General features: G+C 65.5%; 18 protein-coding genes and 6 tRNA genes. 20 read left to right on the forward strand and 4 right to left on the reverse strand.

Annotated elements, in window-relative coordinates; translation table 11 throughout:
• The first annotated feature begins 32 nt into the window (after positions 1 to 32).
• Entirely contained in the window at positions 33 to 920 is an 888-nt protein-coding gene (locus tag RM532_RS09155) for a hypothetical protein (RefSeq protein ID WP_311652991.1), read from the forward strand.
• On the opposite strand, the gene RM532_RS09160 is transcribed toward RM532_RS09155, so the two are convergent.
• Positions 896 to 2,167 (reverse strand): ankyrin repeat domain-containing protein, encoded by a 1,272-nt coding sequence (locus RM532_RS09160; RefSeq protein ID WP_311652993.1) that lies wholly within the window; start codon positions 2,165 to 2,167, stop codon positions 896 to 898. The genes RM532_RS09155 and RM532_RS09160 overlap by 25 nt on opposite strands.
• Positions 2,168 to 2,274: 107 nt before the next feature.
• On the opposite strand from RM532_RS09160, the gene cysS reads away from it, so the two are divergent.
• From cysS to RM532_RS09240, 16 genes are all read left to right on the forward strand, one after another.
• Positions 2,275 to 3,657: a cysteine--tRNA ligase gene (cysS, locus tag RM532_RS09165; RefSeq protein ID WP_311652995.1), complete on the forward strand. Its 1,383-nt coding sequence runs from the start codon at positions 2,275 to 2,277 to the stop codon at positions 3,655 to 3,657.
• A gap of 138 nt (positions 3,658 to 3,795) precedes the next feature.
• A tRNA-Pro gene (locus RM532_RS09170) sits at positions 3,796 to 3,872 on the forward strand.
• An 87-nt stretch (positions 3,873 to 3,959) separates the two neighbouring features.
• A tRNA-Arg gene (locus RM532_RS09175) sits at positions 3,960 to 4,035 on the forward strand.
• 23 nt (positions 4,036 to 4,058) lie between these two features.
• Positions 4,059 to 4,134, forward strand: a tRNA-His gene (locus RM532_RS09180).
• 228 nt (positions 4,135 to 4,362) lie between these two features.
• Positions 4,363 to 4,438 (forward strand) — tRNA-Lys (locus RM532_RS09185).
• A 156-nt stretch (positions 4,439 to 4,594) separates the two neighbouring features.
• The gene (tig, locus tag RM532_RS09190; RefSeq protein WP_311652997.1) at positions 4,595 to 5,920 is read left to right on the forward strand and encodes a trigger factor; all 1,326 of its coding nucleotides are present in this window, start codon (positions 4,595 to 4,597) and stop codon (positions 5,918 to 5,920) included.
• 20 nt (positions 5,921 to 5,940) lie between these two features.
• Positions 5,941 to 6,585 carry an ATP-dependent Clp endopeptidase proteolytic subunit ClpP gene (clpP, locus tag RM532_RS09195; RefSeq protein WP_311652998.1) on the forward strand — a complete coding sequence of 215 codons (645 nt, stop codon included), beginning with the start codon at positions 5,941 to 5,943 and terminating at the stop codon, positions 6,583 to 6,585.
• A gap of 98 nt (positions 6,586 to 6,683) precedes the next feature.
• Positions 6,684 to 7,970 (forward strand): ATP-dependent Clp protease ATP-binding subunit ClpX, encoded by a 1,287-nt coding sequence (clpX, locus tag RM532_RS09200; RefSeq protein WP_311653000.1) that lies wholly within the window; start codon positions 6,684 to 6,686, stop codon positions 7,968 to 7,970.
• A gap of 93 nt (positions 7,971 to 8,063) precedes the next feature.
• Entirely contained in the window at positions 8,064 to 10,460 is a 2,397-nt protein-coding gene (gene lon, locus RM532_RS09205; RefSeq protein ID WP_311653002.1) for an endopeptidase La, read from the forward strand.
• A 250-nt stretch (positions 10,461 to 10,710) separates the two neighbouring features.
• The gene (locus RM532_RS09210) at positions 10,711 to 10,983 is read left to right on the forward strand and encodes an HU family DNA-binding protein (RefSeq protein ID WP_311653004.1); all 273 of its coding nucleotides are present in this window, start codon (positions 10,711 to 10,713) and stop codon (positions 10,981 to 10,983) included.
• 41 nt (positions 10,984 to 11,024) lie between these two features.
• Positions 11,025 to 11,100: transfer RNA gene (locus RM532_RS09215), tRNA-Val, on the forward strand.
• A 6-nt stretch (positions 11,101 to 11,106) separates the two neighbouring features.
• A tRNA-Asp gene (locus tag RM532_RS09220) sits at positions 11,107 to 11,183 on the forward strand.
• Between the two features lie 126 nt (positions 11,184 to 11,309).
• On the forward strand, positions 11,310 to 13,226 hold the full coding sequence (locus RM532_RS09225) for a SurA N-terminal domain-containing protein (protein ID WP_311653006.1): 1,917 nt from the start codon (positions 11,310 to 11,312) through the stop codon (positions 13,224 to 13,226).
• Positions 13,226 to 14,650, forward strand: a complete 1,425-nt coding sequence (locus RM532_RS09230; RefSeq protein WP_311653008.1) for a sodium/glutamate symporter — start codon at positions 13,226 to 13,228, stop codon at positions 14,648 to 14,650. The genes RM532_RS09225 and RM532_RS09230 overlap by 1 nt, the downstream gene beginning before the upstream one ends.
• 8 nt (positions 14,651 to 14,658) lie before the next feature.
• Positions 14,659 to 15,000, forward strand: a complete 342-nt coding sequence (locus RM532_RS09235; protein WP_311653010.1) for a CidA/LrgA family protein — start codon at positions 14,659 to 14,661, stop codon at positions 14,998 to 15,000.
• 4 nt (positions 15,001 to 15,004) lie between these two features.
• Positions 15,005 to 15,718, forward strand: a complete 714-nt coding sequence (locus RM532_RS09240) for an LrgB family protein (protein WP_311653012.1) — start codon at positions 15,005 to 15,007, stop codon at positions 15,716 to 15,718.
• A 22-nt stretch (positions 15,719 to 15,740) separates the two neighbouring features.
• Here RM532_RS09240 and RM532_RS09245 read toward each other — a convergent pair whose 3' ends face one another.
• From RM532_RS09245 to gloB, 3 genes are read right to left on the reverse strand one after another with little or no spacing between them, the layout of a single operon-like run.
• Positions 15,741 to 16,535 carry an enoyl-ACP reductase FabI gene (locus RM532_RS09245; RefSeq protein ID WP_311653014.1) on the reverse strand — a complete coding sequence of 265 codons (795 nt, stop codon included), beginning with the start codon at positions 16,533 to 16,535 and terminating at the stop codon, positions 15,741 to 15,743.
• Positions 16,536 to 16,577: 42 nt separating this feature from the next.
• On the reverse strand, positions 16,578 to 18,155 hold the full coding sequence (locus RM532_RS09250; RefSeq protein ID WP_311653016.1) for a LysM peptidoglycan-binding domain-containing protein: 1,578 nt from the start codon (positions 18,153 to 18,155) through the stop codon (positions 16,578 to 16,580).
• Positions 18,156 to 18,180: 25 nt separating this feature from the next.
• Positions 18,181 to 18,951 (reverse strand): hydroxyacylglutathione hydrolase, encoded by a 771-nt coding sequence (gene gloB, locus RM532_RS09255; protein ID WP_349255295.1) that lies wholly within the window; start codon positions 18,949 to 18,951, stop codon positions 18,181 to 18,183.
• Between the two features lie 37 nt (positions 18,952 to 18,988).
• Here gloB and RM532_RS09260 point away from each other — a divergent pair, with 37 nt between their 5' ends.
• From RM532_RS09260 to dnaQ, 3 genes are all read left to right on the forward strand, one after another.
• Positions 18,989 to 19,738, forward strand: a complete 750-nt coding sequence (locus RM532_RS09260) for a class I SAM-dependent methyltransferase (protein WP_311653019.1) — start codon at positions 18,989 to 18,991, stop codon at positions 19,736 to 19,738.
• A complete protein-coding gene (gene rnhA / locus RM532_RS09265; protein ID WP_311653021.1) occupies positions 19,735 to 20,175 on the forward strand; it encodes a ribonuclease HI in 441 nt (146 codons plus the stop codon). The genes RM532_RS09260 and rnhA overlap by 4 nt, the downstream gene beginning before the upstream one ends.
• A gap of 84 nt (positions 20,176 to 20,259) precedes the next feature.
• Positions 20,260 to 20,979, forward strand: a complete 720-nt coding sequence (gene dnaQ, locus RM532_RS09270; protein WP_311653024.1) for a DNA polymerase III subunit epsilon — start codon at positions 20,260 to 20,262, stop codon at positions 20,977 to 20,979.
• The last annotated feature ends 33 nt before the right edge of the window (positions 20,980 to 21,012 follow it).

Here is a 21,012-nt window from a genome sequence, read left to right on the forward strand (position 1 = left end):
GGTAACGCAGGTTGGGCAGCGAGAGGTTCGCGATGCGCCACACCGGACGGGAACACGCGACCGAGAAGACCGGCCGGCCATGCCCGGCGCGGCTGGGTGGTTTCGTCGTGGTGGGGCCCGCTTCCGGGCATCATGTGACCGCCTGCCCCAGCTTCGATACCGCTGCCGTGATGGCGGCGCTGGCCGATCTGGACTGGCTGCAGACACGCCACAACCCCGCCCATCGGGCCGCCTACGCCCGCCGCCTGATGCACGCCCGGCGCTGGTTCGGCGGGCGGGTAGCCGCCTGGCTGCAGGCGGGCATGCCCAGCCCGCGGGTGTTGCCCGACGCCCCGGAGCTGGCGGGTATCGACCCCCGTATCCTCGCGCGCAACGGCCCGGCAATCGAGGTCTATTTCGCCGGCGGGCCGGATGGCGCGCCGAATCCGTTCTACGATCGCCTGGCCGCGCGCTTTGCGCTGGCCTCCGAGGGTGTCCGGCTCGCCCCCGCGACGGTGCGGGCAGCCCTGGAACCCCTGCATCGGTCGCTTGCCTGGCGGTTGCTGGTACGCGAATTCGGCTGCCACCGGGTGGAACGGGCCACGGCGCCGGCCGCCGGGCTCGAAATCCGGACCGCAGCGGATAGTCTGGCCCGTTATGCCGGCATGTATCGCGGGTTCGACCGCCGCTGGTTGATGATGGGTCGGGACGGCCGGACGCAGGCGAAATGGTCGCGCCTGTGCCGGCGCGCGGTGCTGTTGCCCGGGGTTGGCGTGAGCGACAGCCTGCAGGCGGCCCGCAACCTGCTGCGGCGGGCGAACATTGCCCACGGGCTTGATACTGGGGAACAGAGCCGGCAACTGCGCCTGGTGCTGTTGCACTTGGCCCAGTGGGTGCTGGTCACCGAACGCGGGGATTATCCGTTGTCACAGGCCGGCTGATAGCCTAGCCGGCAGGCGGTGGCTTCGGCCGTACCGGCCCGTTCGGCTTCGCCCAGGGCAGCGAGGCTGCGGCCCAGCAGGTGCCACCCTCGGCCGTAGTCCGGCCGGGCGCGTGTGAGGGCCTGCAGCGGGGTAATTGCCTGTTCGTGTTCGCCCTGGTCCGCCCGGGCGACGCCCAGCCATTCCAGCGCGCCCGGGTGATCCGGGTTGATGCCCAGGGATCGCTGGAGTTCGTCAGCGGCCTCCTGCATGCGGCCGCTGCGGGCCAGGGCCACGCCGCGGCCGTAGTAGCCCTCGGACTGGTCGGGCGCCATGGCGATGGCCTTGTCGAATGCCACGATGGCCTGCTCGAAGCGGGTCTGCTCCAGTAGTTGCCGGCCCTGTTCGATGCGGGCCGCCGCCGCGTAGCGTTCGTAGCCGGTGGCACCGCCTTGGACCAGGATGTCGGCCAGCCGATAGCGCTGTTCATGCAGGGCCAGCCGCAGCGGTGTCCAGCCCTCGATGCTCACGTCCGGGTCGGCCCCGTGCTGCAGCAACAGCCGCGCGGCAGGGCGGGCATTGCCGACCACCGCCTGATACAGGGGTGTGCGCCCGCGGTCGCTTTGATAGTCGACCGCCGCGCCCTGTTCCAGCAGGTAGGCCACCAGCGGCGTATGACCGCTGCGCGCGGCCATGTGCAGGGGGGTGTGGCCCTTGTCGTCGGGCAGATCAATGTCGGCGCCGAACGCCACCAGCAACCGGGCAATCTGGGTGTTGTCGTGCCAGTTCTGCCAGGCGGCCTGCCACAGCGGCGTCTGCTGCCACTGATTCCGGGTATCGGGATCGGCGCCTGCCTGCAGCAGTCGCCGCAACACGGCCGCGTGCTGGTGTTCGGCGGCCTCGTGCAGCGGGGTGAAACCACGGACACGGTCGGTTGAATCCAGCGCCGCATCGTGCGTAATCAGCCGTTCCACGGCCTCGATTTGGCCCTGCCGGGCCGCCAGCGCCAGAGGCGTCAGGCCCTGGGCGGTGCGCTCATCGATATCGCTGCCATACGCCAGCATCTCGTCGATCACGTCGGTAGCCCCGCGGGCGGCGGCGTGATGCAGGCAGCTCCACCCCTTGAAAGCCGGATCGCCGGCGTGCAGACCCTGCTGCAGCAGGCAGAGGGTATCCACCCGCGGCGCGGCTGCCAGCGCGCTGAGGCCGCTGATCACCAGGCAGATCAGCAGGAACAGCGGTCGGCGGTGTGATCGTCGCTTTGCCATGACTGGCCATTATATCGGCATAAACAGGCCGGGCCCCAGCCACGGATGAGCCGGACCGGGGCGGGCGTATACACTACGCGCCCTCGAACCTGCCGAAGCCGCGCACGATGATGCGAATTCACAACAGCCTGAGTGGCCGCAAGGAACCGCTGGAAACGCTGGAGCTAGGTCACGTCCGCATGTACGTCTGCGGCATGACGGTCTACGACTTCTGCCACCTCGGGCATGCCCGGGCAATGGTGGTGTTCGACATGGTGGCCCGCTATCTGCGCGCCACGGGATGGCGGGTGACGATGGTGCGAAACGTCACCGATATCGATGACAAGATCATCAAGCGGGCCGCCGAAACCGGCACCGATCCCGACAGCATCGCCCGGACCTATACGACAGCCATGCATGAGGACACCGAGGCACTGGGGCTGGCCCCGCCCGATGCCGAACCCCGTGCAACGGCCCATATCGGCGAGATCATCGCGATGATCGAGCGACTGGTGGCCGGTGGTTACGGCTATGCGCCGGACAATGGCGACGTGTATTTCGACGTCAGCCGGTTCGAGGCCTACGGCCGATTGTCGGGCAAACGGCTGGCGGATCTGCGCGCCGGGGAACGGGTGGCGGTGGACGAGGCCAAGGATGATCCGCTGGATTTCGTGCTCTGGAAAGCGGCCAAGCCGGGCGAACCTGCCTGGGACTCCCCCTGGGGCCGCGGCCGCCCCGGCTGGCACATCGAGTGTTCGGCGATGTCCACTCACTGCCTGGGTGACACCTTTGATATCCACGGTGGCGGCATGGATCTGAAATTCCCGCATCACGAGAACGAAATCGCGCAGAGTGAGGCGGCCACCGGGCATCCCTTCGTGCGCTACTGGATGCACAACGGGTTCGTCACCATCGACGACGAGAAGATGGCCAAGTCGCTGGGCAACTTCCTGACCATTCGCGATGTGCTGGCCGTGCATCGTGCGGAAACGGTGCGCTATTTCATCCTCAACAGCCACTATCGCAGCCCGCTGGCCTACTCGGGGCCGCAGCTCGACGCGGCGGCATCCGCCCTGTCCCGCCTGTACCAGGCATTGCGCGGTCATGCACCAGCGACACCGGCCACCGATACCGAGTTCGAGACGCGCTTCCACGCGGCCATGGCCGATGATTTCAACACCCCGGGCGCCATCGCGGTGCTCTTCGATCTGGCCCGCGAGATCAATCGATTGCGTGACGTCGAGGCCGGGCAGGCGGCGTCTCTGGCTGCCCTGATGGTGCAGCTGGGCGACACGCTCGGGTTGTTGCAGACCGATTCCGCCGCATTCTTCCAGCAGGATGCGGCCGACGGGCCCGATGCCGAGGACATCGAGCAGGCCATCGCCCGTCGGCGCGAAGCGCGTGAGCAGCGTGATTTCGCCGAGGCGGATCGTATCCGGGACGAGCTTGCGGCGGCGGGGGTGACGCTGGAAGATGGTCCGCAAGGCACGACCTGGCGGCGGACCGGCTGATGGGTTTCCGTCTTGACGCGTTGCGCCGAAATTGACCGCCTCCGGCCGCGGGATTATGATTCGCGGCCGCAAGGCGGTCGACCAGAAGCCGGGTTGTGGAGGAAAGCTGATAGGCCGGTTTAGAGTATGCCCGGCGTCCGGGGTATAGCGCAGCCTGGTAGCGCGTCTGCTTTGGGAGCAGAAGGTCACAGGTTCGAATCCTGTTACCCCGACCATCGGATCGAGCCGGTTACGGTTCCAGGCCACCCGGGTGCGTGATGGCGCGGTGTTTGGCGGTGTTCCCGGCACGGGTTCGGCTTCAGGCCCCGGTAGCTCAGTGGATAGAGCAAGAGCCTTCTAAGCTCTGGGTCGGGGGTTCGATTCCCTCCCGGGGCGCCATCGAGGGAAGCGTGTAGTCAATGGTGGGCGTAGCTCAGTTGGTAGAGCCCCGGATTGTGATTCCGGTCGTCGTGGGTTCGAGTCCCATCGTCCACCCCATATCAAAGCATGGGCTGCCGCAGCGGCCCGTTCCCCTTGCTTCTCTCCCACCGGGAGAGACCGAGAGGGGGAATCTGCATGGCGGGCAATCCGCTACGGGAGGCAGGCTGGCCGGTGGCGCTGCTGAAGCCACTCCCAGCCGACAGGAATGCGGCAGAACTGGTCCAAGCAAGCACGGACGTGCTTCCCGGCGCCGGTCGAGATACAATACCGCGCTGAAAAACAGCCGGGCCGTTAGCTCAATTGGTAGAGCAGTAGACTCTTAATCTATTGGTTGAAGGTTCGAGTCCTTCACGGCCCACCATTTTACGTCCCCGCCCGCGTCGGTCGGCCGCCCCGGCTGGGGCATTCCGGAAAGCCATTTTTGTCACGCTTCGGCCGTGCGGCTCGCGCGGCCGTGGCCCGCGGCAGACGGGTTCGGTGACGAATTCGGCAGGGTTCAAGCGCAACGAGGTCATTCATGGAAGTCAGTGTTGAGAGTGCCGAGGGATTGCAGCGTCGCATCCGGGTGCAGATTCCCTCGGATCGGGTCGAGCAGGCGGTGGACGAGAAGGTCCGGCGCGTGGGACAGCACGCCAAGGTGCCGGGATTCCGCCCGGGCAAGATCCCGCTCAAAGTACTCCATCAGCGCTACGGCGAAAGCGCCCGCCAAGAGGTGACCAGCGAGATCATCCAGTCAGCCTATCCGGAGGCGCTGGCCCAGGTCGACCTCAAGCCGGCCGGCCAGCCGCGGGTGGAACTGGGCGATCAGACCGAGGGTCTGGTCTTCACCGCCGAATTCGACGTCTATCCGGAGATCGAGCTCAAAGGGCTGGATACGCTGTCGGTCAAGCGTCCGACCGTGGAGGTGACCGACGCCGACATCGACAAGACCATCGAGCAGGTACGCGACCAGCACAAGACCTTCGAGCCGGTCGAACGAGAGTCCCTGGACGGAGATCAGGTGACCGTGGATTACGTGGGCCGCATCGATGGCGAGACCTTCGAGGGCGGTTCCGGTGAGGACATCGAGGTCACGCTCGGCGAAGGCCGCTTCCTGCCGGATCTGGAGCGGGCCCTGGTGGGACGCAAGGCCGGCGAGAAATTCGAGGTGCCGGTCAGCTTCCCGGAGGATTACGGCGCCGAGGACCTGGCCGGCAAGACCGCCGAGTTCTCGGTGGAACTCAAACAGGTCACCGAACCGCGCCGGCCCGAACTGGATCACGAGTTCCTGGCCAAGCTGGGGATCGAGGAGGGCGGCGAAGCGGCCCTGCGCGAGAAGGTGCGCGAGTCGCTGCGCCAGCAGGCCGATGATGCGATCACCAAGAGTGTCAAGACCCAGGTCATGAACAGTCTGCTCGAGGCCAATCCGATCGAGGTGCCGGCCTCGATGGTGGGCGAGGAAATGGAACGGATGCGTCAGGAGGCGGTCTCCCGGATGCCGCCGCAGATGCAGGAGAATCCGGAGCAGTTGCGGGAACTGATTCCGGACGACATGCTGCGCGATGACGCCAAGCGCCGGGTGTCCCTGGGGCTGCTGCTGGCGGAAGTGATTAAGGCCAAGGAACTCGAGCTCGACAACGAACGGGTCGACGCCAAGCTCGAGGAGATTGCGGCGCAGTACGGTGAAGCCGAGCAGGTCAAGCAGTACTATCGTTCGCAGCCGCAGATGATGCAGGGTATTCAGGCCATGGTCATGGAGGAGCAGGTGGTTGACGACCTGATCCGGCAGGCCACGGTCTCCGAGGAGGCGAGCAGCCTCGATGCGCTGATGAACCCCGAAAGCGCCGGCGGCGCCGGCGCCTAACGCAACGCTGGAGTTAATGCATGAGTCACGACGGCGACGATATGCGCACCCGCGACATCGGCCTGGTGCCGATGGTGGTCGAACAGACCGCCCGCGGCGAACGTGCCTTCGACATCTACTCGCGCCTGCTCAAGGAGCGGGTGGTGTTCGTGGTCGGCGGCATCGACGACCACATGGCCAACCTGATCGTGGCGCAGCTACTGTTCCTGGAATCGGACAACCCGGACAAGGACATCCAGCTCTACATCAACTCGCCGGGCGGCGTTGTCACCGCCGGGATGTCGATCTACGACACCATGCAGTTCATCCAGCCGGATGTGTCCACCATGTGCCTGGGGCAGGCCGCCAGCATGGGCGCGGTGCTGCTGGCTGCCGGGGCCGAAGGTAAGCGCTACTGCCTGCCGCATTCGCGAGTGATGATCCACCAGCCGCTGGGTGGTTTCCAGGGCCAGGCAACGGATATCGAGATTCACGCCAAGGAAATCCTGAGGGCCCGCGAGTCGCTCAATCGGATCCTGGCACACCACACCGGCCAGCCGATGGACAAGATCGCCAGTGACACCGAGCGGGACCGATTCATGAGCGGGGAGGAATCCCGCGAATACGGGCTGGTCGACCGGGTGATGTCCTCGCGTGCCGCGATGGCCGGCGGAGACGATAAATGACTCCCGATCCACGCCGTTACGCCTGACCGGCATCGGGCGGACCACTAACGGCCGTATCTGTGTTGTAGTATCGGGGTAACGTTTTCGAGAGGCGCATCATGACTGACGACGCACGCGGCAATGACAACCAGGGGCGCACCCTCTACTGCTCGTTCTGTGGCAAGAGCGAGCACGAAGTCCGCAAGCTCATCGCCGGTCCCTCGGTATTCATCTGTGATGAGTGCGTCGAGCTCTGCAACGACATCATGCGCGAGGAGCTCGCCGCCAAGCCGGCGCGCAAGGGCCTTCCCACCCCGCAGGAAATCAACGCCGTTCTCGACGAGTACGTGATCGGCCAGGAGCCGGCCAAGAAGGTGCTGGCGGTGGCGGTCTACAATCACTACAAGCGTCTCAATGCGGCCGCCGCCGAGGATGGCGTCGAGCTGCAGAAATCCAATATTCTGCTGATCGGGCCCACCGGCTGCGGCAAGACCCTGTTGGCCGAAACCCTTGCCCGGCTGCTGGATGTGCCGTTCACCATTGCCGATGCCACCACGCTCACCGAAGCGGGCTACGTCGGCGAGGATGTGGAAAACATCATCCAGAAGTTGCTGCAGAAGTGTGACTACGATGTCGACAAGGCGCAGCGCGGCATCGTCTACATCGACGAGATCGACAAGATCTCGCGCAAGTCGGAAAACCCCTCCATCACCCGCGACGTGTCGGGCGAGGGCGTGCAGCAGGCACTGCTCAAGCTGATCGAGGGCACCACCGCGTCGGTGCCGCCCCAGGGCGGGCGCAAGCATCCACAGCAGGAGTTCCTGCAGGTGGACACCGGCGGCATGCTGTTCATCTGTGGCGGTGCGTTCGCCGGCCTGGAGAAGGTGATCGCCAACCGCGCCGGTCGCTCCGGCATCGGGTTCTCCGCGGCGGTCAAGAGCGTTGATCAGGTCGAGGAGATTGGCAAGGTGCTGCGCGGAGTCGAACCCGAGGATCTGGTGAAGTACGGCCTGATCCCGGAATTCGTCGGCCGTCTGCCGGTGGTGGCCACGCTCGACGAGCTCGACGAGGCGGCGTTGGTATCGATCCTGCGCGATCCCAAGAATGCCCTGGTCAAGCAGTACGGCAAGCTGTTCGACATGGAGGACTGCGAGCTGGAAATTCGCGAGGATGCGCTGCGGGCGATCGCCACCAAGGCGATGGAACGCAAGACCGGCGCACGCGGTCTGCGCACGATCCTGGAGGGCATTCTCCTGGATGTCATGTACGACCTGCCCTCGATGGAGAACGTGGCCAAGATCGTGGTGGACGAGGCCGTGGTGAAGGGCGATGCTCAGCCCTACATCGTCTACGAGAACGCCGCCCCCGCCCGCGCCGCAGCCGATACGACCCGCCCGAGCGCTTGAAAAGGCGGCCGCCCGGCCGCAGCTTCAAGGCAAGGTTTTTGACGGCGGCTGCCGATACCAGTCGGTAGTCGCCCCCGTTCTCGAGGCTGCATCATGGCCGATTCTTCTTCCCGCACCCCGGTTCTGCCCCTGCGCGATGTGGTGGTTTTCCCCCACATGGCGATTCCTTTGTTCGTGGGGCGCGAAAAGTCCATCAGCGCGCTGGAAGCGGCGATGGCCGATGACAAGCGCATCCTGCTGGTGGCCCAGAAGGCCGCGGACGTGGACGACCCGGGCGCGGACGACATCTACCGGGTGGGCACGCTGGCCAGCATCCTGCAGCTGCTGAAGCTGCCGGACGGCACCGTCAAGGTGCTGGTCGAGGGCGGCGAACGCGCCCGCGTCGAGGATCTGGGCGAAGAGGACGGCTACATGGTGGCCGACTTCGCAGCCATGAGCGACGCCGACGACCGTGAGGACGATGCCCAGCTCGACGCGCTGATGCGTTCGACGCTCTCCACCTTCGAGGGCTACGTCAAACTCAACAAGAAGGTGCCGGCCGAACTGCTGCCGTCGCTGTCGAGCATGGACTCGGCCGGGCGTCTGGCCGACACCATTGCCGCGCATCTCAATCTGAAGCTGGACGAAAAGCAGGACGTGCTGGAAATCGACGACGCCGGTGCACGCCTCGAGCACGTGCTGGCCAAGGTCGAGGCCGAGATCGAGGTGCTGCAAATCGAAAAGCGCATACGCGGCCGCGTCAAGCAGCAGATGGAGAAGAGCCAGCGCGAGTACTACCTCAACGAACAGATGAAGGCCATCCAGAAGGAACTGGGTGACCTGGACGATGCCCCCAATGATCTCGACGAACTCGAGGAGAAGATCGAGAAGGCGGGCATGCCCAAGGAGGTCAAGAAGAAGGCGACCACCGAGTTCAACAAGCTCAAGAGCATGTCGCCCATGTCGGCCGAGGCCACGGTGGTGCGCAACTACCTGGACTGGATCGTCGACGTACCCTGGAAGAAGCGCACCAAGACCCAGATCAAACTGGACGATGCCCAGGACATCCTTGACGAGGATCACTACGGGCTGGAGCGCGTCAAGGAACGCATCGTCGAGAACCTGGCGGTGCAAAGCCGGGTGCGCAAGATCAAGGGTCCGATTCTCTGTTTCGTGGGCCCCCCGGGCGTGGGCAAGACCTCGCTGGGCCGGTCGATTGCCCGCGCGGTCAATCGCAAGTTCGTGCGTATGAGCCTGGGCGGGGTCCGGGACGAGGCCGAAATCCGCGGTCACCGGCGTACCTACATTGGCTCGCTGCCGGGCAAGATCGTGCAGAACATGGCCAAGGTGGGGGTCAAGAACCCGCTGTTCCTGCTCGACGAGATCGACAAGATGGCGATGGATTTCCGCGGTGATCCGGCCTCCGCGCTGCTCGAGGTGCTGGACCCGGAACAGAACAATACCTTCAACGACCATTACCTTGAGGTCGAGTATGACCTGTCCGAGGTAATGTTCATCTGCACCGCGAACACCCTCAATATTCCGCCGGCCCTGCTCGACCGGATGGAGGTCATCCGTCTGTCGGGTTACACCGAGGACGAGAAGGTCAACATCGCCACCAAGTATCTGGTGCCCAAGAAGATCGAGGAATCCGGTCTCAGGGACGGAGAACTGCGCGTCTCCGACAACGCGCTGCGGGAAATCGTCCGGCGCTACACGCGCGAGGCTGGCGTGCGCAATCTCGAACGCGACATCGCCAAGATCTGCCGCAAGGTGGTCAAGGAACTGATCAGCGAGCCCAAGCGTGCGCAGGTACGCGTCACCCAGCGCAATCTGGATCGCTATCTGGGCGTGCCCAAGTACCGCTACGGGCGGGCCGAGGAAACCGACCGGGTGGGCCAGGTCACCGGCCTGGCCTGGACCGAGGTCGGCGGCGAACTGTTGACTATCGAGGCGGCGGTGGTGCCCGGCAAGGGCAAGCCCCTGCTGACCGGAAGCCTGGGCGACGTGATGCAGGAATCCATCCAGGCTGCCCTCACCGTTGTGCGCCGCCGCGCGGCAAGGCTCGGTATCGAGCAGGATTTCATGACCAAGTCGGACCTGCATGTGCACGTCCCCGAAGGCGCAACGCCCAAGGACGGGCCCTCTGCTGGCGTCGGAATGTGCACCTCACTGGTGTCCGCGCTGACCGATATTCCGGTCCGTGCCGAAGTCGCCATGACCGGCGAAATCACCCTGCGTGGCGACGTGTTGCCGATCGGTGGCCTCAAGGAAAAGCTGCTGGCGGCCCACCGTGGCGGCATTCAGGTGGTCGTGATCCCGGAGGAAAACGTCAAGGATCTCGCGGAGATACCGGCGAATATCAAGAACAAGCTGGATATTCGTGCGGTGCGCCGGATCGACGAAGTGCTGGAGATCGCGCTCACCCGCATGCCCGAGTCCCTGCCGGAACCGGATTTGGCCGCAGATGGCAAGTCTGCGGGCGAGGCCGGGGGGATCCGCGCGCACTAGAGCTTCGTGACCGGCTTGTCAAGCGGGACCATCCGCCGAAAATGCCCACCAGACGGGCGGTTGACCGGCTTGAGACGGCCTTGGTATAAAACGGTGTCGCTGGCGTTAACACCTGCTCCGAAGCGGTGAGGCCAGCGGAGCCGTTTTTATGGTCTCGCCGGGTGTGCGGATTTGCCGAATCGGCATTTCAAGATTTCCGGGGGGTGGACATTCTCGTTTTCCGACTTCCGACCGACAGGGGATGACAAGCATGAATAAATCAGAACTCACCGATGCCGTCGCCGCCGACGCGGACCTTTCCAAGGCAGACGCCGCCAAGGCCGTCGACGCCACCATCGATGCGATTACCGACGCGCTCAAGAAGGGAGACAAGGTTTCCCTGGTCGGGTTTGGCGTGTTCTCCGTACGCACCCGTGCCGCCCGTCAGGGCCGCAATCCCAAGACCGGGCAGAGCATCAACATCCCGGCCGGCAAGACGCCCGGTTTCAAGGCTGGCAAGGCGCTCAAGGATGCCGTAAACTAGCGCACCTCGCGGGTGCTCAACGCCATATGAGCGGTACCCACGGGTGCTTAGCTCAGCTGGTAGAGCGTCGCCCTTACAAGGCGAATGTCGGCGGTTCGAACCCGTCAGCACCCACCATTTCGCGGAGCGGTAGTTCAGTTGGTTAGAATACCGGCCTGTCACGCCGGGGGTCGCGGGTTCGAGTCCCGTCCGCTCCGCCATCCTGACATCAGTTGACGGGCGCCTCTGCCAGGGTGCGCCCGATCCGAAAGGGCGCTTCACCACGGGGCGCCCTTTTTCGTTTGACGCCACCCCAGCAGGGGGCGTTCCCAGGAATGTGAACCGTTATGCTGCAACGTATTCGTGATAAATCCAGCGGCCCGGTCGCCTATGCCATCGTCGGCCTGATTGCGCTGGTATTCAGTGTCTGGGGGGTGGGGTCCTACTTCACCCAGTCGGCCAATCCCGCGGTGGCAACGGTCGGCGGCACCGACATCACCAAGTACGAGCTGCAACGGGCCTACGATCAGCGCTACCAGCGCCTGCAGCAGCTGATGGGCGAGAATTTCGATCACAACGTGATCGAGCCCAAGCGCTTCCGGCGTACGGTCCTGGAGAATCTGATCCAGCAGGAATTGCTGGTGCAGTACGCCCAGGACAACCGGCTCCGTGTCACCGATCAGGGTCTGCTACAGGCGCTGCGCGGGGATGAGCGCTTTCAGGTGGATGGCAATTTTTCCCCGGACCGCTATCGCGCGCTGCTGTCGCAGGCCGGCATCAGCGCGGCCGCGTTCGAGGCCGGGCTGCGTCACGATCTGCAGTCCAGCCAGTTGCGCGAGGCGGTACTGGCCACCGGTTTCGTGACCGATCCGCTGGTGCAGCAGGCCCACCGGCTGAGCAATCAGGAACGCGAGCTGTCCTATCTGTCGTTCTCACCGGACGCGTTTCGCGACGAGGTCAGCATCGGGGAGGGTGAGGTCGAGGCCTACTACCGTGATCACCCGGATGCCTTCATGCGCGATCAGCGGGTGAAACTGGCCTACGTGTCGCTGGATCGCAGTGAACTCGAGGTGGCCGAGGCCCCGGACGACGAGTTCCTGCGCACGCTCTATGAGCAGGAGAAGGAAGCCCGCTTCAAATCGCCGGAGCGTCGCAAGGCACGGCACATCCTGATTCGCGAGGATGGCGACACCGATGCCGAAGCCGCGCGTGCCGAGATCCAGGCACTGGCCGACCAGCTGGAACAGGGCGACGTCGATTTCGCGGACCTCGCCAGCGAGCATTCGGATGACCAGGGCACGGCCGAGGACGGGGGCAGCCTGGACTGGGTGACCCGCGGCTCGATGGTCGCCCCGTTCGAGAAGGCACTGTTCGATCTCGAACCCGGATCGATCTCCAATCCGGTTAAGACCGAGTTCGGCTGGCACCTGATCAAGCTGGAAGAGGTGGATCCGGCCGAGGTCAAGCCGTTCGACGACGCCGAGGTTCAGGACGAACTGTTGTCGCTCTACCGTTCGCAGGAGCGCCAGGAACGTTTCAAGCAGTTGAGCGAGGAGCTGGACGCCTTGGCGTTCGAGGCCCCGCAGTCGCTGGATACCATTGCCAAAGAACTGGATCTGGAGATCCAGACGACTGGCTGGGTGACGCCGGACGGCGGAACCGGGCTGGCCGGCAACGAGGCGGTGGTCGAGGCTGCCTTTTCCGATGCGGTCCTCAAGGACGGACTGAACAGCACCCCCATTTCGCTGTCGGGTGACCGCCTGGTGGTGGTGCGGGTTGCCGAGAACGAGCCGGCGGCACGGCTGCCGCTGGCCGAGGTCCGTGACCAGATTCGCGAACGAATCCGTGACGAGGCCGCGGCCAGGCTGGCGGCGGAACGCGCGCAGGAGGCGCTGGATCAACTGGAAAGCGGTGACAGAAGTCTGGCGGATCTGGCCGAACAGTTGCCCGGCGATCTGGTGACGCCCGGCTGGATCGCGCGCGATGGCGGGAGTTCCGTCAGCGGCGCCATCCGGGAAGCGGCCTTCAGCTTGCCGCAGCCGGCTGACGGTGAGGTCTCTCGCCGGCTGGTTTCACTCGCCAACGGTGGTCAAGCGGTAGTGTCGGTCAGTGGCGTGCGAGTGCCCGAAAACCTGGACGAGTCCACCCGCGGAACGCTGGTCAGCCGCATCGAAGGGCGCCTGGCCGGTCTCGAGTATGCCGTGATGCGCCGAGCGATCCGGGCGGACTATGATGTGGAAATCTACGAAAACCGCCTGAACTGATGACCCCCGGGCAGGTCGGTACCGCACTGATCGGCCTGGCACTGCTGCTGCTGGCCGGCAAGCTGGTGCGCCTGCACTGGCGGGCCGGTCAGAACCTGTTTCTGCCGGCCTCCATCCTCGGCGGCGCGATCGGCCTGGCGCTCGGCCCGGATATTCTCGGCGGGATCGCGGGCGTGATTTTCGGTGGTGATCACACCCTTGCCGACGGCCTGATTCCGGCCGACGTGCTGGGAGTCTGGTCGAGCCTCCCGGGACTGATGATCAATGTGGTGTTTGCCACGCTCCTGCTCGGCGTGCCGCTGCCGCGCTGGCGGCGGGTGTGGCATCTGGCCGGCCCGCAGCTGGCCTTCGGGCTGAGTCTGGCCTCCGGGCAGTACGTACTGGGGATTCTGCTGGCGGTCGCCGTGCTGGTGCCGGTATTCGGTCTGCCGGTGATGGCGGGCGCCCTGATCGAGATCGGCTTCGAAGGCGGTCATGGCACCGCGGCCGGCCTGCAGCCGGTGTTTGCGGAACTGGGATTCAGCGACGGCGCGGATCTCGCGGTCGGCATGGCCACGGTGGGCGTGGTCGGCGGCATGGCGCTGGGCATTATCCTGGTGAACTGGGGCATCCGGCGCGGTCACACCGAGGTACACGATGCCTCGGTCGCGGCCATGCCGCTGGCGCAACGCCGCGGGCTGGTCGACGCGCACGAGCGGCCGCGGTACGCCGGCGAAATGACAGTGCGCCCGGAATCCATCGAACCCTTGACCCTGCACGCCGGTCTGGCCGGCCTAGCTATCCTGATCGGCTACGGGCTGCTGTCACTTCTGCGCTGGATCGAGGCCATCACCTGGGGCGGACCGGACGGCGTGGCACTGCTTGGCGCGGTGCCGCTGTTCCCGCTGGCGATGATCGGGGGCGTACTGGTCCAGATCGGGCTCAATCGCGCCGGTTATGGTGACCTGCTGGATCGCGCCACCATGCTGCGGCTGCAGGGACTGGCGCTGGATGTGCTGATAGCCGCGGCAATTGCCAGTCTGTCGCTGAGTGTCATCGCCGCCAACCTGGGACCGTTCCTGTTGCTGGCCAGTGTGGGGCTGGCCTGGAATATCGGCATGTTCATCTGGGTCGCCCCGCGGATGATTCCGCAGTACTGGTTCGAGCGGGGAATCGGGGATCTAGGGCAGTCCATGGGCGTGACCGCCACCGGGCTGATTCTGATGAAGATTGCCGATCCGGATGGACGCTCGCCGGCCTACGAGGCCTTCGGTTACAAGCAACTGGTATTCGAACCCTTCTTCGGCGGTGGTCTGATCACCGGGCTGGCCCTGCCTGTGATCTACCATTTCGGGCCCTGGCCGCTGTTCGCGGTCATGGTGGTCCTGCTGGCGGCCAGCCTGGTGCTGGGCATCGGATACTTCGGGCGGCGCGACGCGGACTGACCCGCACGATGCTTTACTGGATCACGATGCTACTGCTCTGTCAGTGGCTGGGCGAGCTGGCTGCCACAGCGTCCGGACTGCCGGTCCCGGGACCGGTGATTGGCATGATCCTGCTGCTGGCGTTCCTGCTGTGGCGGGGCGAGGAGCCCCCGGATCTGGCCCGGGTTGCCGACGGGTTGCTGAATCACCTGGCGCTGCTGTTCGTGCCGGCCGGCGTCGGAGTCGTGGCCCACCTCGCGTTGCTGCAGGCGCAGTGGCAGCCCATTGCCGCCGCATTGCTGGTGAGCACCGTGGCCACCGTGCTGGTCACCGGCTGGGTCATGCAGCGCCTGATGCGCAAGCGGGACTGACGCCATGGATCTGCAATCGCTCTGGGTCTACCTTGCCGCGCGTCCGCTCAGCGCGCTGCTGTTCACGCTGCTGGCCTATCAGGCGGGGCTGTGGCTTTACGAGCGCAGTGGCCGCCGGACCTGGTGCAATCCGGTGCTGATTGCCGTGCTGCTGCTCGGTGGCCTGCTCAAGCTCAGCGGTACCGATTACCGGACCTATTTCGAGGGCGCCCAGTTCGTGCATTTCCTGCTGGGGCCGGCAACCGTCGCGCTGGCGGTGCCCATCTATCGTCAGTGGCGGGCGGTGCGACAGTCGATCGGGGCCATTGCCATGGCGCTGACCTGCGGGTCGGCCACCGCCATTACCAGTGCGCTGCTGGTGGGCTGGGCCGCGGGCGCGACGCCGGCAGTGCTGGCCTCGCTGGCCCCCAAGTCCGTGACCACGCCGATTGCCATGAGTCTGGCCGAGTACGGCGGCGGCCTGGTATCGCTGACCGCCGTGCTGGTGATCGTGACCGGCATTCTCGGGGCGATGGTCGGGCCGCCGCTGCTGGATCTGATCCGCGTGCGCGACCCCCACGCCCGGGGTCTGGCCCTGGGGGCGGCCGCTCACGGCATCGGTACCGCAAGGGCGGTACAGGAATCGGCGGCAGCAGCGGCCTTCGCCGGTCTGGCGATCGGCCTCAACGGGCTGGCGACGGCCCTGTTGCTGCCCTGGGTGTACGCGCTGTTTTTCTAGGAACTCGGTCGGAGTGGCGGCATCATTCAGCGCCTTCGTGCGCCGGATTCATGCCCATGATGTGATAACCAGCGTCGACGTAGACTACTTCCCCGGTTATCCCCGACGCCAGGTCGGAACACAGAAACGCCGCGGTGTTGCCGACTTCCTCGGTGGTGACGTTGCGCCCCAGCGGACTATTGCCGGCCGCGTGGCCCAGCATGGTGCGGAAACCGCTGATGCCGGCGGCCGCCAGCGTCTTGATCGGGCCGGCGGAAATGGCGTTGGCGCGGATGCCGCGATGGCCCAGGTCGGCGGCGATGAAGCGCATGTTGGCCTCGAGGCTGGCCTTGGCCGGGCCCATCACGTTGTACCCGGGTACAGCACGTTCGGCGCCCAGATAGGTCAGGGTCAGCAGCGCGGCCTGGTCGCTGAGCAGCGGGCGGGCAGCCCGGGCCAGGGCCGCGAAACTGTAGGCGCTGATGTCGTGGGCAATCGATGAGGCTTCGCGGGTAACGCTGTCGAGATAGCTGCCGGACAGGGCCTCGCGCGGGGCGAAGCCGATGGCATGCACCAGGATGTCGAGCTGGCCCCAGCGTTGTTCGATGGACGCCACGGCGCTGTCGATATCGTCGTCGCTGGACACATCCAGCGGCACCACGAAATTGCTGTCCAGCTCGGCAGCCAGTTTCTCCACGCGGGGGCCGAGTTTCTCGCCCTGATAGGAGAACCCGAGGGTCGCGCCTTCACGATGCATGGCGCGCGCAATGCCCCAGGCGATGGAGCGGTTGCTGGCCACTCCGGTGATGAATGCCTTCTTGCCGTCGAGAAATCCCATAAATTCGTTCCTGCATGAGCCGACGCCGCGGCCGGTCGTGATCTAGATGGTGGAGGCCAGGCGTATGCGCAGGCGCTGGCCCGGCTGCAGCCGGTTGTCTTCCAGACGATTCCAGCGCCGCAGCGCCGCGATGGTGACCTCGAAACTGCGCGCGATCGACCATAGCGAATCGCCCTGTTGCACATCATAGTAGATCATCGCCGCGTTGGACCTGGTCGTCGGGGTTTCACCCGCGCCCCCGGCCTGTTCTGTCGGCGGAGTGCTGGCCGCCACCTCATGAGCGCCGACCAGCGACCAGTCGGGTCTCGGTGTGACGTTCGGGTCGTGCAGCCGCAGTGTCTGGCCGGGTTGCAGCACGGCCTTGGCCGACAGGCCGTTTAGGTGCCGGAGATGGTCCACGCTCATGCCCCGGTCACGGGCGATGCGCCAGAGGCTGTCTCCGCCGCTAACCTGATAGCCACCTGATTCTGTCGCTGTCTGCAAACGTTGCGCCGGTTTCGCGGGAACGCGCAGATCTTCGCCGGGCCGGATCACCGAATCCCGCATATTGTTGGCTTCGCGGATCATAGCGACGGTCGTGCCATAACGGGCTGCGATACCACCCAGGACTTCCCCCGCCTGCACCTGGTGCCGATGCCAGGTCACCAGTTGTGCCGGATCGGTGCGGGCCAGCGCGGTGCGAAACTGCCAGGATCGCTCGCTGGGCACCAGCAATCGGTGGGGGCCCTCCGGATGCGTCGCCCAGCGGCGAAACCCCGGGTTGATGTCCGCCAGTGTCTGCGTGGGGATGTCGATCATCTCGGCCGCGACCGAGAAGTCGATTTGCGCATCGAGCTGAACCGCCTCGGTCAGAGGGCGGTCCGGAATCGCCGGCAGGGCCAGATCAAACGCGCCCGGTGTCTGCAGCAGGCGCCGCAGCGCAAGCAGCTTGGGTACGTAATCGTCGGTCTCGGCTGGCAGTTCCAGGTGCCAGAAATCCCCCGGCTGCCCGGCGGCCTCCGCCCTTGCCACGGCCCGGCCCACCCGGCCCTCACCGGCGTTATACGCGGCCAGCGCCAGCAGCCAGTCATCGAACCGACGGTGCAGGAATCCCAGGTAATCGAGGGCGGCGCTGGTGGCTGACAGTACATCCCGGCGGCCGTCGTACCACCAGTTGCGTTCCAATCCGAAGCGGCTGGCGGTCAGGGGCATGAACTGCCACAGGCCGGCGGCGCTCGAATACGAATTGGCACGTGGGTCGAAGCCGCTTTCAACGATCGGCAACAGGGCGATTTCCAGGGGCATGTCGTGCCTCTCGACCGCCTCGGCAATGTGCCAGATGAAGGGGGTGGCACGTTGCGCCGCCTCCTCGATGTGCCGGGTACGGGCGGCGTAGAACTGGGTCCATGCGCGGACCTCGGGGCGCTGCTCATACCCGCCCAGGGACATGCCTTCACGGATACGCGCCCAGATATCGTCGTAGACGACTGGCCGGATCGCCGGGGCGGGCGGTCCCATGGGTTCGGGGGTGACGCTGACGACCGGGGGCGCCGGGCGGGAGGCGCATCCGGAGAGCACAAGCGACAGCAGCATCAGCCCGAGTGCCGCGAGTCGCACCGGGGTGCAGCCGTGGGTTGTCATCAATGAGTTCGGGAAGACGGCACCGTCAGGCGCTGTCTTTCCAGGCGCGAATCGCGGCGAATACCGCGTCAGGCCCGGTGGCCGAGGGATCGCGCGCCTGCGCCGCGGCGATCACATCGGGTTGATCCCAGCGCATGAAGGGGTTGATCGCCCGTTCATCGGCCAGGGTGGAAGGAAGCGTCGGACGATCCTGTTCGCGGTCGGCACGAGCCTGCTCCAGAGCACCGAGCGCGGTGGTGTTGTCCGGTTCTACCATCGCCGCGAAGGTGAGATTCTTCACCGTGTATTCGTGACCGCCGAATACCTGGGTGTCGCCGGGCAGCTCCCGCAGGCGTGCCAGCCCGGGACGCATCATGCCCGCATCCCCCTCGAACAGACGACCGCAGCCGCCGCGGAAAAGGGCATCGCCGCTGAACAGCCAACCATGGCCGGTATAGACGATATGGCCGAGTGTATGGCCCGGAACTGCCAGCACATCAAGCGTGATGCCCAGTTCGTCGATGCTGACGCGATCGCCATCACTCACCTGTCGGGTAATCGTGCAGGCGCGGGTGGCTTCTTCCGGGCCGTAGACGGGTACTTCAGCCTCGTCGATCAGCGCGGCCACCCCCGCGGTATGATCGGGGTGATGATGCGTGATCAGGATGGCGGCCATGGTGAGACCCTGTTCGGCCAGCCAGGCGCGCGCCGGGTTGGCTTCGCCGGGATCCACGATTACCGCCTGGCGGCTGTCGCCATCAGCGATGGCCCATATATAATTGTCGGCCAGGGCCGGGATTGCGAACACGTTTAGCATGACTCGGGATGTTGCCAACCGGCCGAGGTAAAATCAATTGCGACACACGACGCTGGCGAGCATCCGATCCTGGCTGGATGCCGGCCGCTTCCAGAACCTGATTGCCCTTGAGGCCGAGCGGCTGCAGGCCTGCCTGCGTCGCGTACCGGGTTATCGCATTCTGCAGATCGGACGCTGGGGCGTGCCCGGTGATGTCCTGGAGAGTTGTCCGATGCTGTGCCGCTGGGTCGCCGACAGCCAGCCCGATACCCCCGCGGACATTCGTTTTGACGGCCATACCCTGCCGCTGGCCAGCGGCAGTCTCGATGCCGTGGTGATGCCCCACAGCCTGGAACTCACGCCCGATCCGCATCGACTGTTGCGCGAGGTCAACCGGGTGCTGTCCGATCGGGGCCAGGTGGTGCTGCTGGGTTTCAACCCCTTCGGCCCCTGGGCGCTGGGGCAGCGGTTGCGGCGGCGTGGCAGCGGCTATCCCGCCATCGGGCGGCTGGTCGCTCTCGGACGGGTCCGCGACTGGTTGCAACTGCTCGATTTCGAGATCACCGAGATGCGGCGATTCGGACCCGGCTTTCCCTATCTTCCGCGCTCGGGGATAGCGCTGCCGCCGACGGCGGCCTACTGGCTGGTTTCGGCACTGGCGCCGGCATATCTGGTGACTGCGCGCAAGCGGGTGATCCCGCTGCGACCGATATCCAACCGCTGGCGCGTCCGCCGGCCTGCACTGGCGGGCCGGGGCATGCCCGAACCCACGGCGCGTGCCGGTAATTCGCATCGGGATGCGGCATGAAGGACGTGGTTATCCATACCGATGGTGCCTGCCGCGGCAATCCCGGGCCGGGTGGCTGGGGGGCATTGCTGGTGTACGGTGATCACCGGCGGGAACTTTTCGGTGGCGACGCGCATACCACCAACAACCGGATGGAATTGCTGGCCGCGATCCGGGCGCTGGAGTCGCTGCGTCAGCCCTGCCGGGTGCAGCTTTATACCGACTCCAATTACGTGCGCCAAGGGATTACCGACTGGCTGCCGCGCTGGCAGAAGAACGGCTGGCGCACTGCGGATCGTAAGCAGGTGAAGAATGCCGATCTGTGGCAGCAGCTGGACGCACTCAATCAGACGCATGAGGTAGCCTGGCACTGGGTCAAGGGCCATGCCGGGGACCCCGGCAACGAGGCAGCGGATGCGCTGGCCAATCGCGGCATCGACGAATTGCCGAATGGCTGAGACGGCGGCCGGGATGGTTGCCCGCTTGCCAATACGCATCTCCCTGCGCATGCTTTCAACGGAAGCTTGTTGTTGCTGAGCCGCATGCGTCAGATCGTCCTGGATACCGAAACCACCGGCCTGGAGCCGAGCGATCACCGAATCATCGAGATCGGTTGTGTCGAACTCGTTCATCGCCGCGCCACCGGCAATAACCTGCATCTCTACGTCAATCCGGAACGGACGGTGGAGCAGGGGGCCATCGAGGTCCATGGCATCACCAATGAGTTTCTCGCCGACAAGCCCCGGTTCGCGGCGATTGCCGACGAGCTTCAGGCCTATCTGGGCGACGCCGAACTGGTGATCCACAACGCCCCGTTCGATCTCGGCTTCCTGGATGCCGAGTTCCGCCGCCTGCAGCCGGAGTTTCCGGGCCTGCAGTCACAGGTAAGCGTATTGGATACCCTGGTGGAGGCCCGGCGTCTGCATCCGGGGCAGCGCAACAGCCTGGATGCTCTGTGCAAGCGCTACGGGGTGGACGACTCGGCCCGCGAGCGCCACGGCGCACTGCTGGACGCGGAACTGCTTGCGGACGTGTATCTGTTCATGAGTGGCGGCCAGACCGCGATCAGTTTCGCGGTTGAAAACGCCGAGCAGAGCCACCAGCACCATGCGGACGTAGCGGCCATCCTTGCCGCGGCGCCGAACCGGCCGCGGGTGGTGGCGGCCTCCGACGAGGAACGAACGGCGCATGACGAATATCTCCAGCGCCTGTCCGAGGCCAGCGGTGATCGCTGTCTCTGGCACTCGCTGGATCGCGCCTGAACCCTGAATTCCGCACGATGGAGTGACTAATAG

Source organism: Spectribacter hydrogenoxidans (genome assembly GCF_031846275.1).
In the GTDB taxonomy this organism is placed as follows: domain Bacteria; phylum Pseudomonadota; class Gammaproteobacteria; order Nevskiales; family Salinisphaeraceae; genus Spectribacter; species Spectribacter hydrogenoxidans.

Excerpts from the sequence above, each read along its gene's own strand:
- RM532_RS09155 (WP_311652991.1), top strand. The coding sequence starts at position 33 with ATGCGCCACACCGGACGGGAACACGCGACCGAGAAGACCGGCCGGCCA.
- RM532_RS09160 (WP_311652993.1), bottom strand. The coding sequence starts at position 2,167 with ATGGCAAAGCGACGATCACACCGCCGACCGCTGTTCCTGCTGATCTGC.
- cysS (WP_311652995.1), top strand. The coding sequence starts at position 2,275 with ATGATGCGAATTCACAACAGCCTGAGTGGCCGCAAGGAACCGCTGGAA.
- tig (WP_311652997.1), top strand. The coding sequence starts at position 4,595 with ATGGAAGTCAGTGTTGAGAGTGCCGAGGGATTGCAGCGTCGCATCCGG.
- clpP (WP_311652998.1), top strand. The coding sequence starts at position 5,941 with ATGAGTCACGACGGCGACGATATGCGCACCCGCGACATCGGCCTGGTG.
- clpX (WP_311653000.1), top strand. The coding sequence starts at position 6,684 with ATGACTGACGACGCACGCGGCAATGACAACCAGGGGCGCACCCTCTAC.
- lon (WP_311653002.1), top strand. The coding sequence starts at position 8,064 with ATGGCCGATTCTTCTTCCCGCACCCCGGTTCTGCCCCTGCGCGATGTG.
- RM532_RS09210 (WP_311653004.1), top strand. The coding sequence starts at position 10,711 with ATGAATAAATCAGAACTCACCGATGCCGTCGCCGCCGACGCGGACCTT.
- RM532_RS09225 (WP_311653006.1), top strand. The coding sequence starts at position 11,310 with ATGCTGCAACGTATTCGTGATAAATCCAGCGGCCCGGTCGCCTATGCC.
- RM532_RS09230 (WP_311653008.1), top strand. The coding sequence starts at position 13,226 with ATGACCCCCGGGCAGGTCGGTACCGCACTGATCGGCCTGGCACTGCTG.
- RM532_RS09235 (WP_311653010.1), top strand. The coding sequence starts at position 14,659 with ATGCTTTACTGGATCACGATGCTACTGCTCTGTCAGTGGCTGGGCGAG.
- RM532_RS09240 (WP_311653012.1), top strand. The coding sequence starts at position 15,005 with ATGGATCTGCAATCGCTCTGGGTCTACCTTGCCGCGCGTCCGCTCAGC.
- RM532_RS09245 (WP_311653014.1), bottom strand. The coding sequence starts at position 16,535 with ATGGGATTTCTCGACGGCAAGAAGGCATTCATCACCGGAGTGGCCAGC.
- RM532_RS09250 (WP_311653016.1), bottom strand. The coding sequence starts at position 18,155 with ATGACAACCCACGGCTGCACCCCGGTGCGACTCGCGGCACTCGGGCTG.
- gloB (WP_349255295.1), bottom strand. The coding sequence starts at position 18,951 with ATGCTAAACGTGTTCGCAATCCCGGCCCTGGCCGACAATTATATATGG.
- rnhA (WP_311653021.1), top strand. The coding sequence starts at position 19,735 with ATGAAGGACGTGGTTATCCATACCGATGGTGCCTGCCGCGGCAATCCC.
- dnaQ (WP_311653024.1), top strand. The coding sequence starts at position 20,260 with ATGCGTCAGATCGTCCTGGATACCGAAACCACCGGCCTGGAGCCGAGC.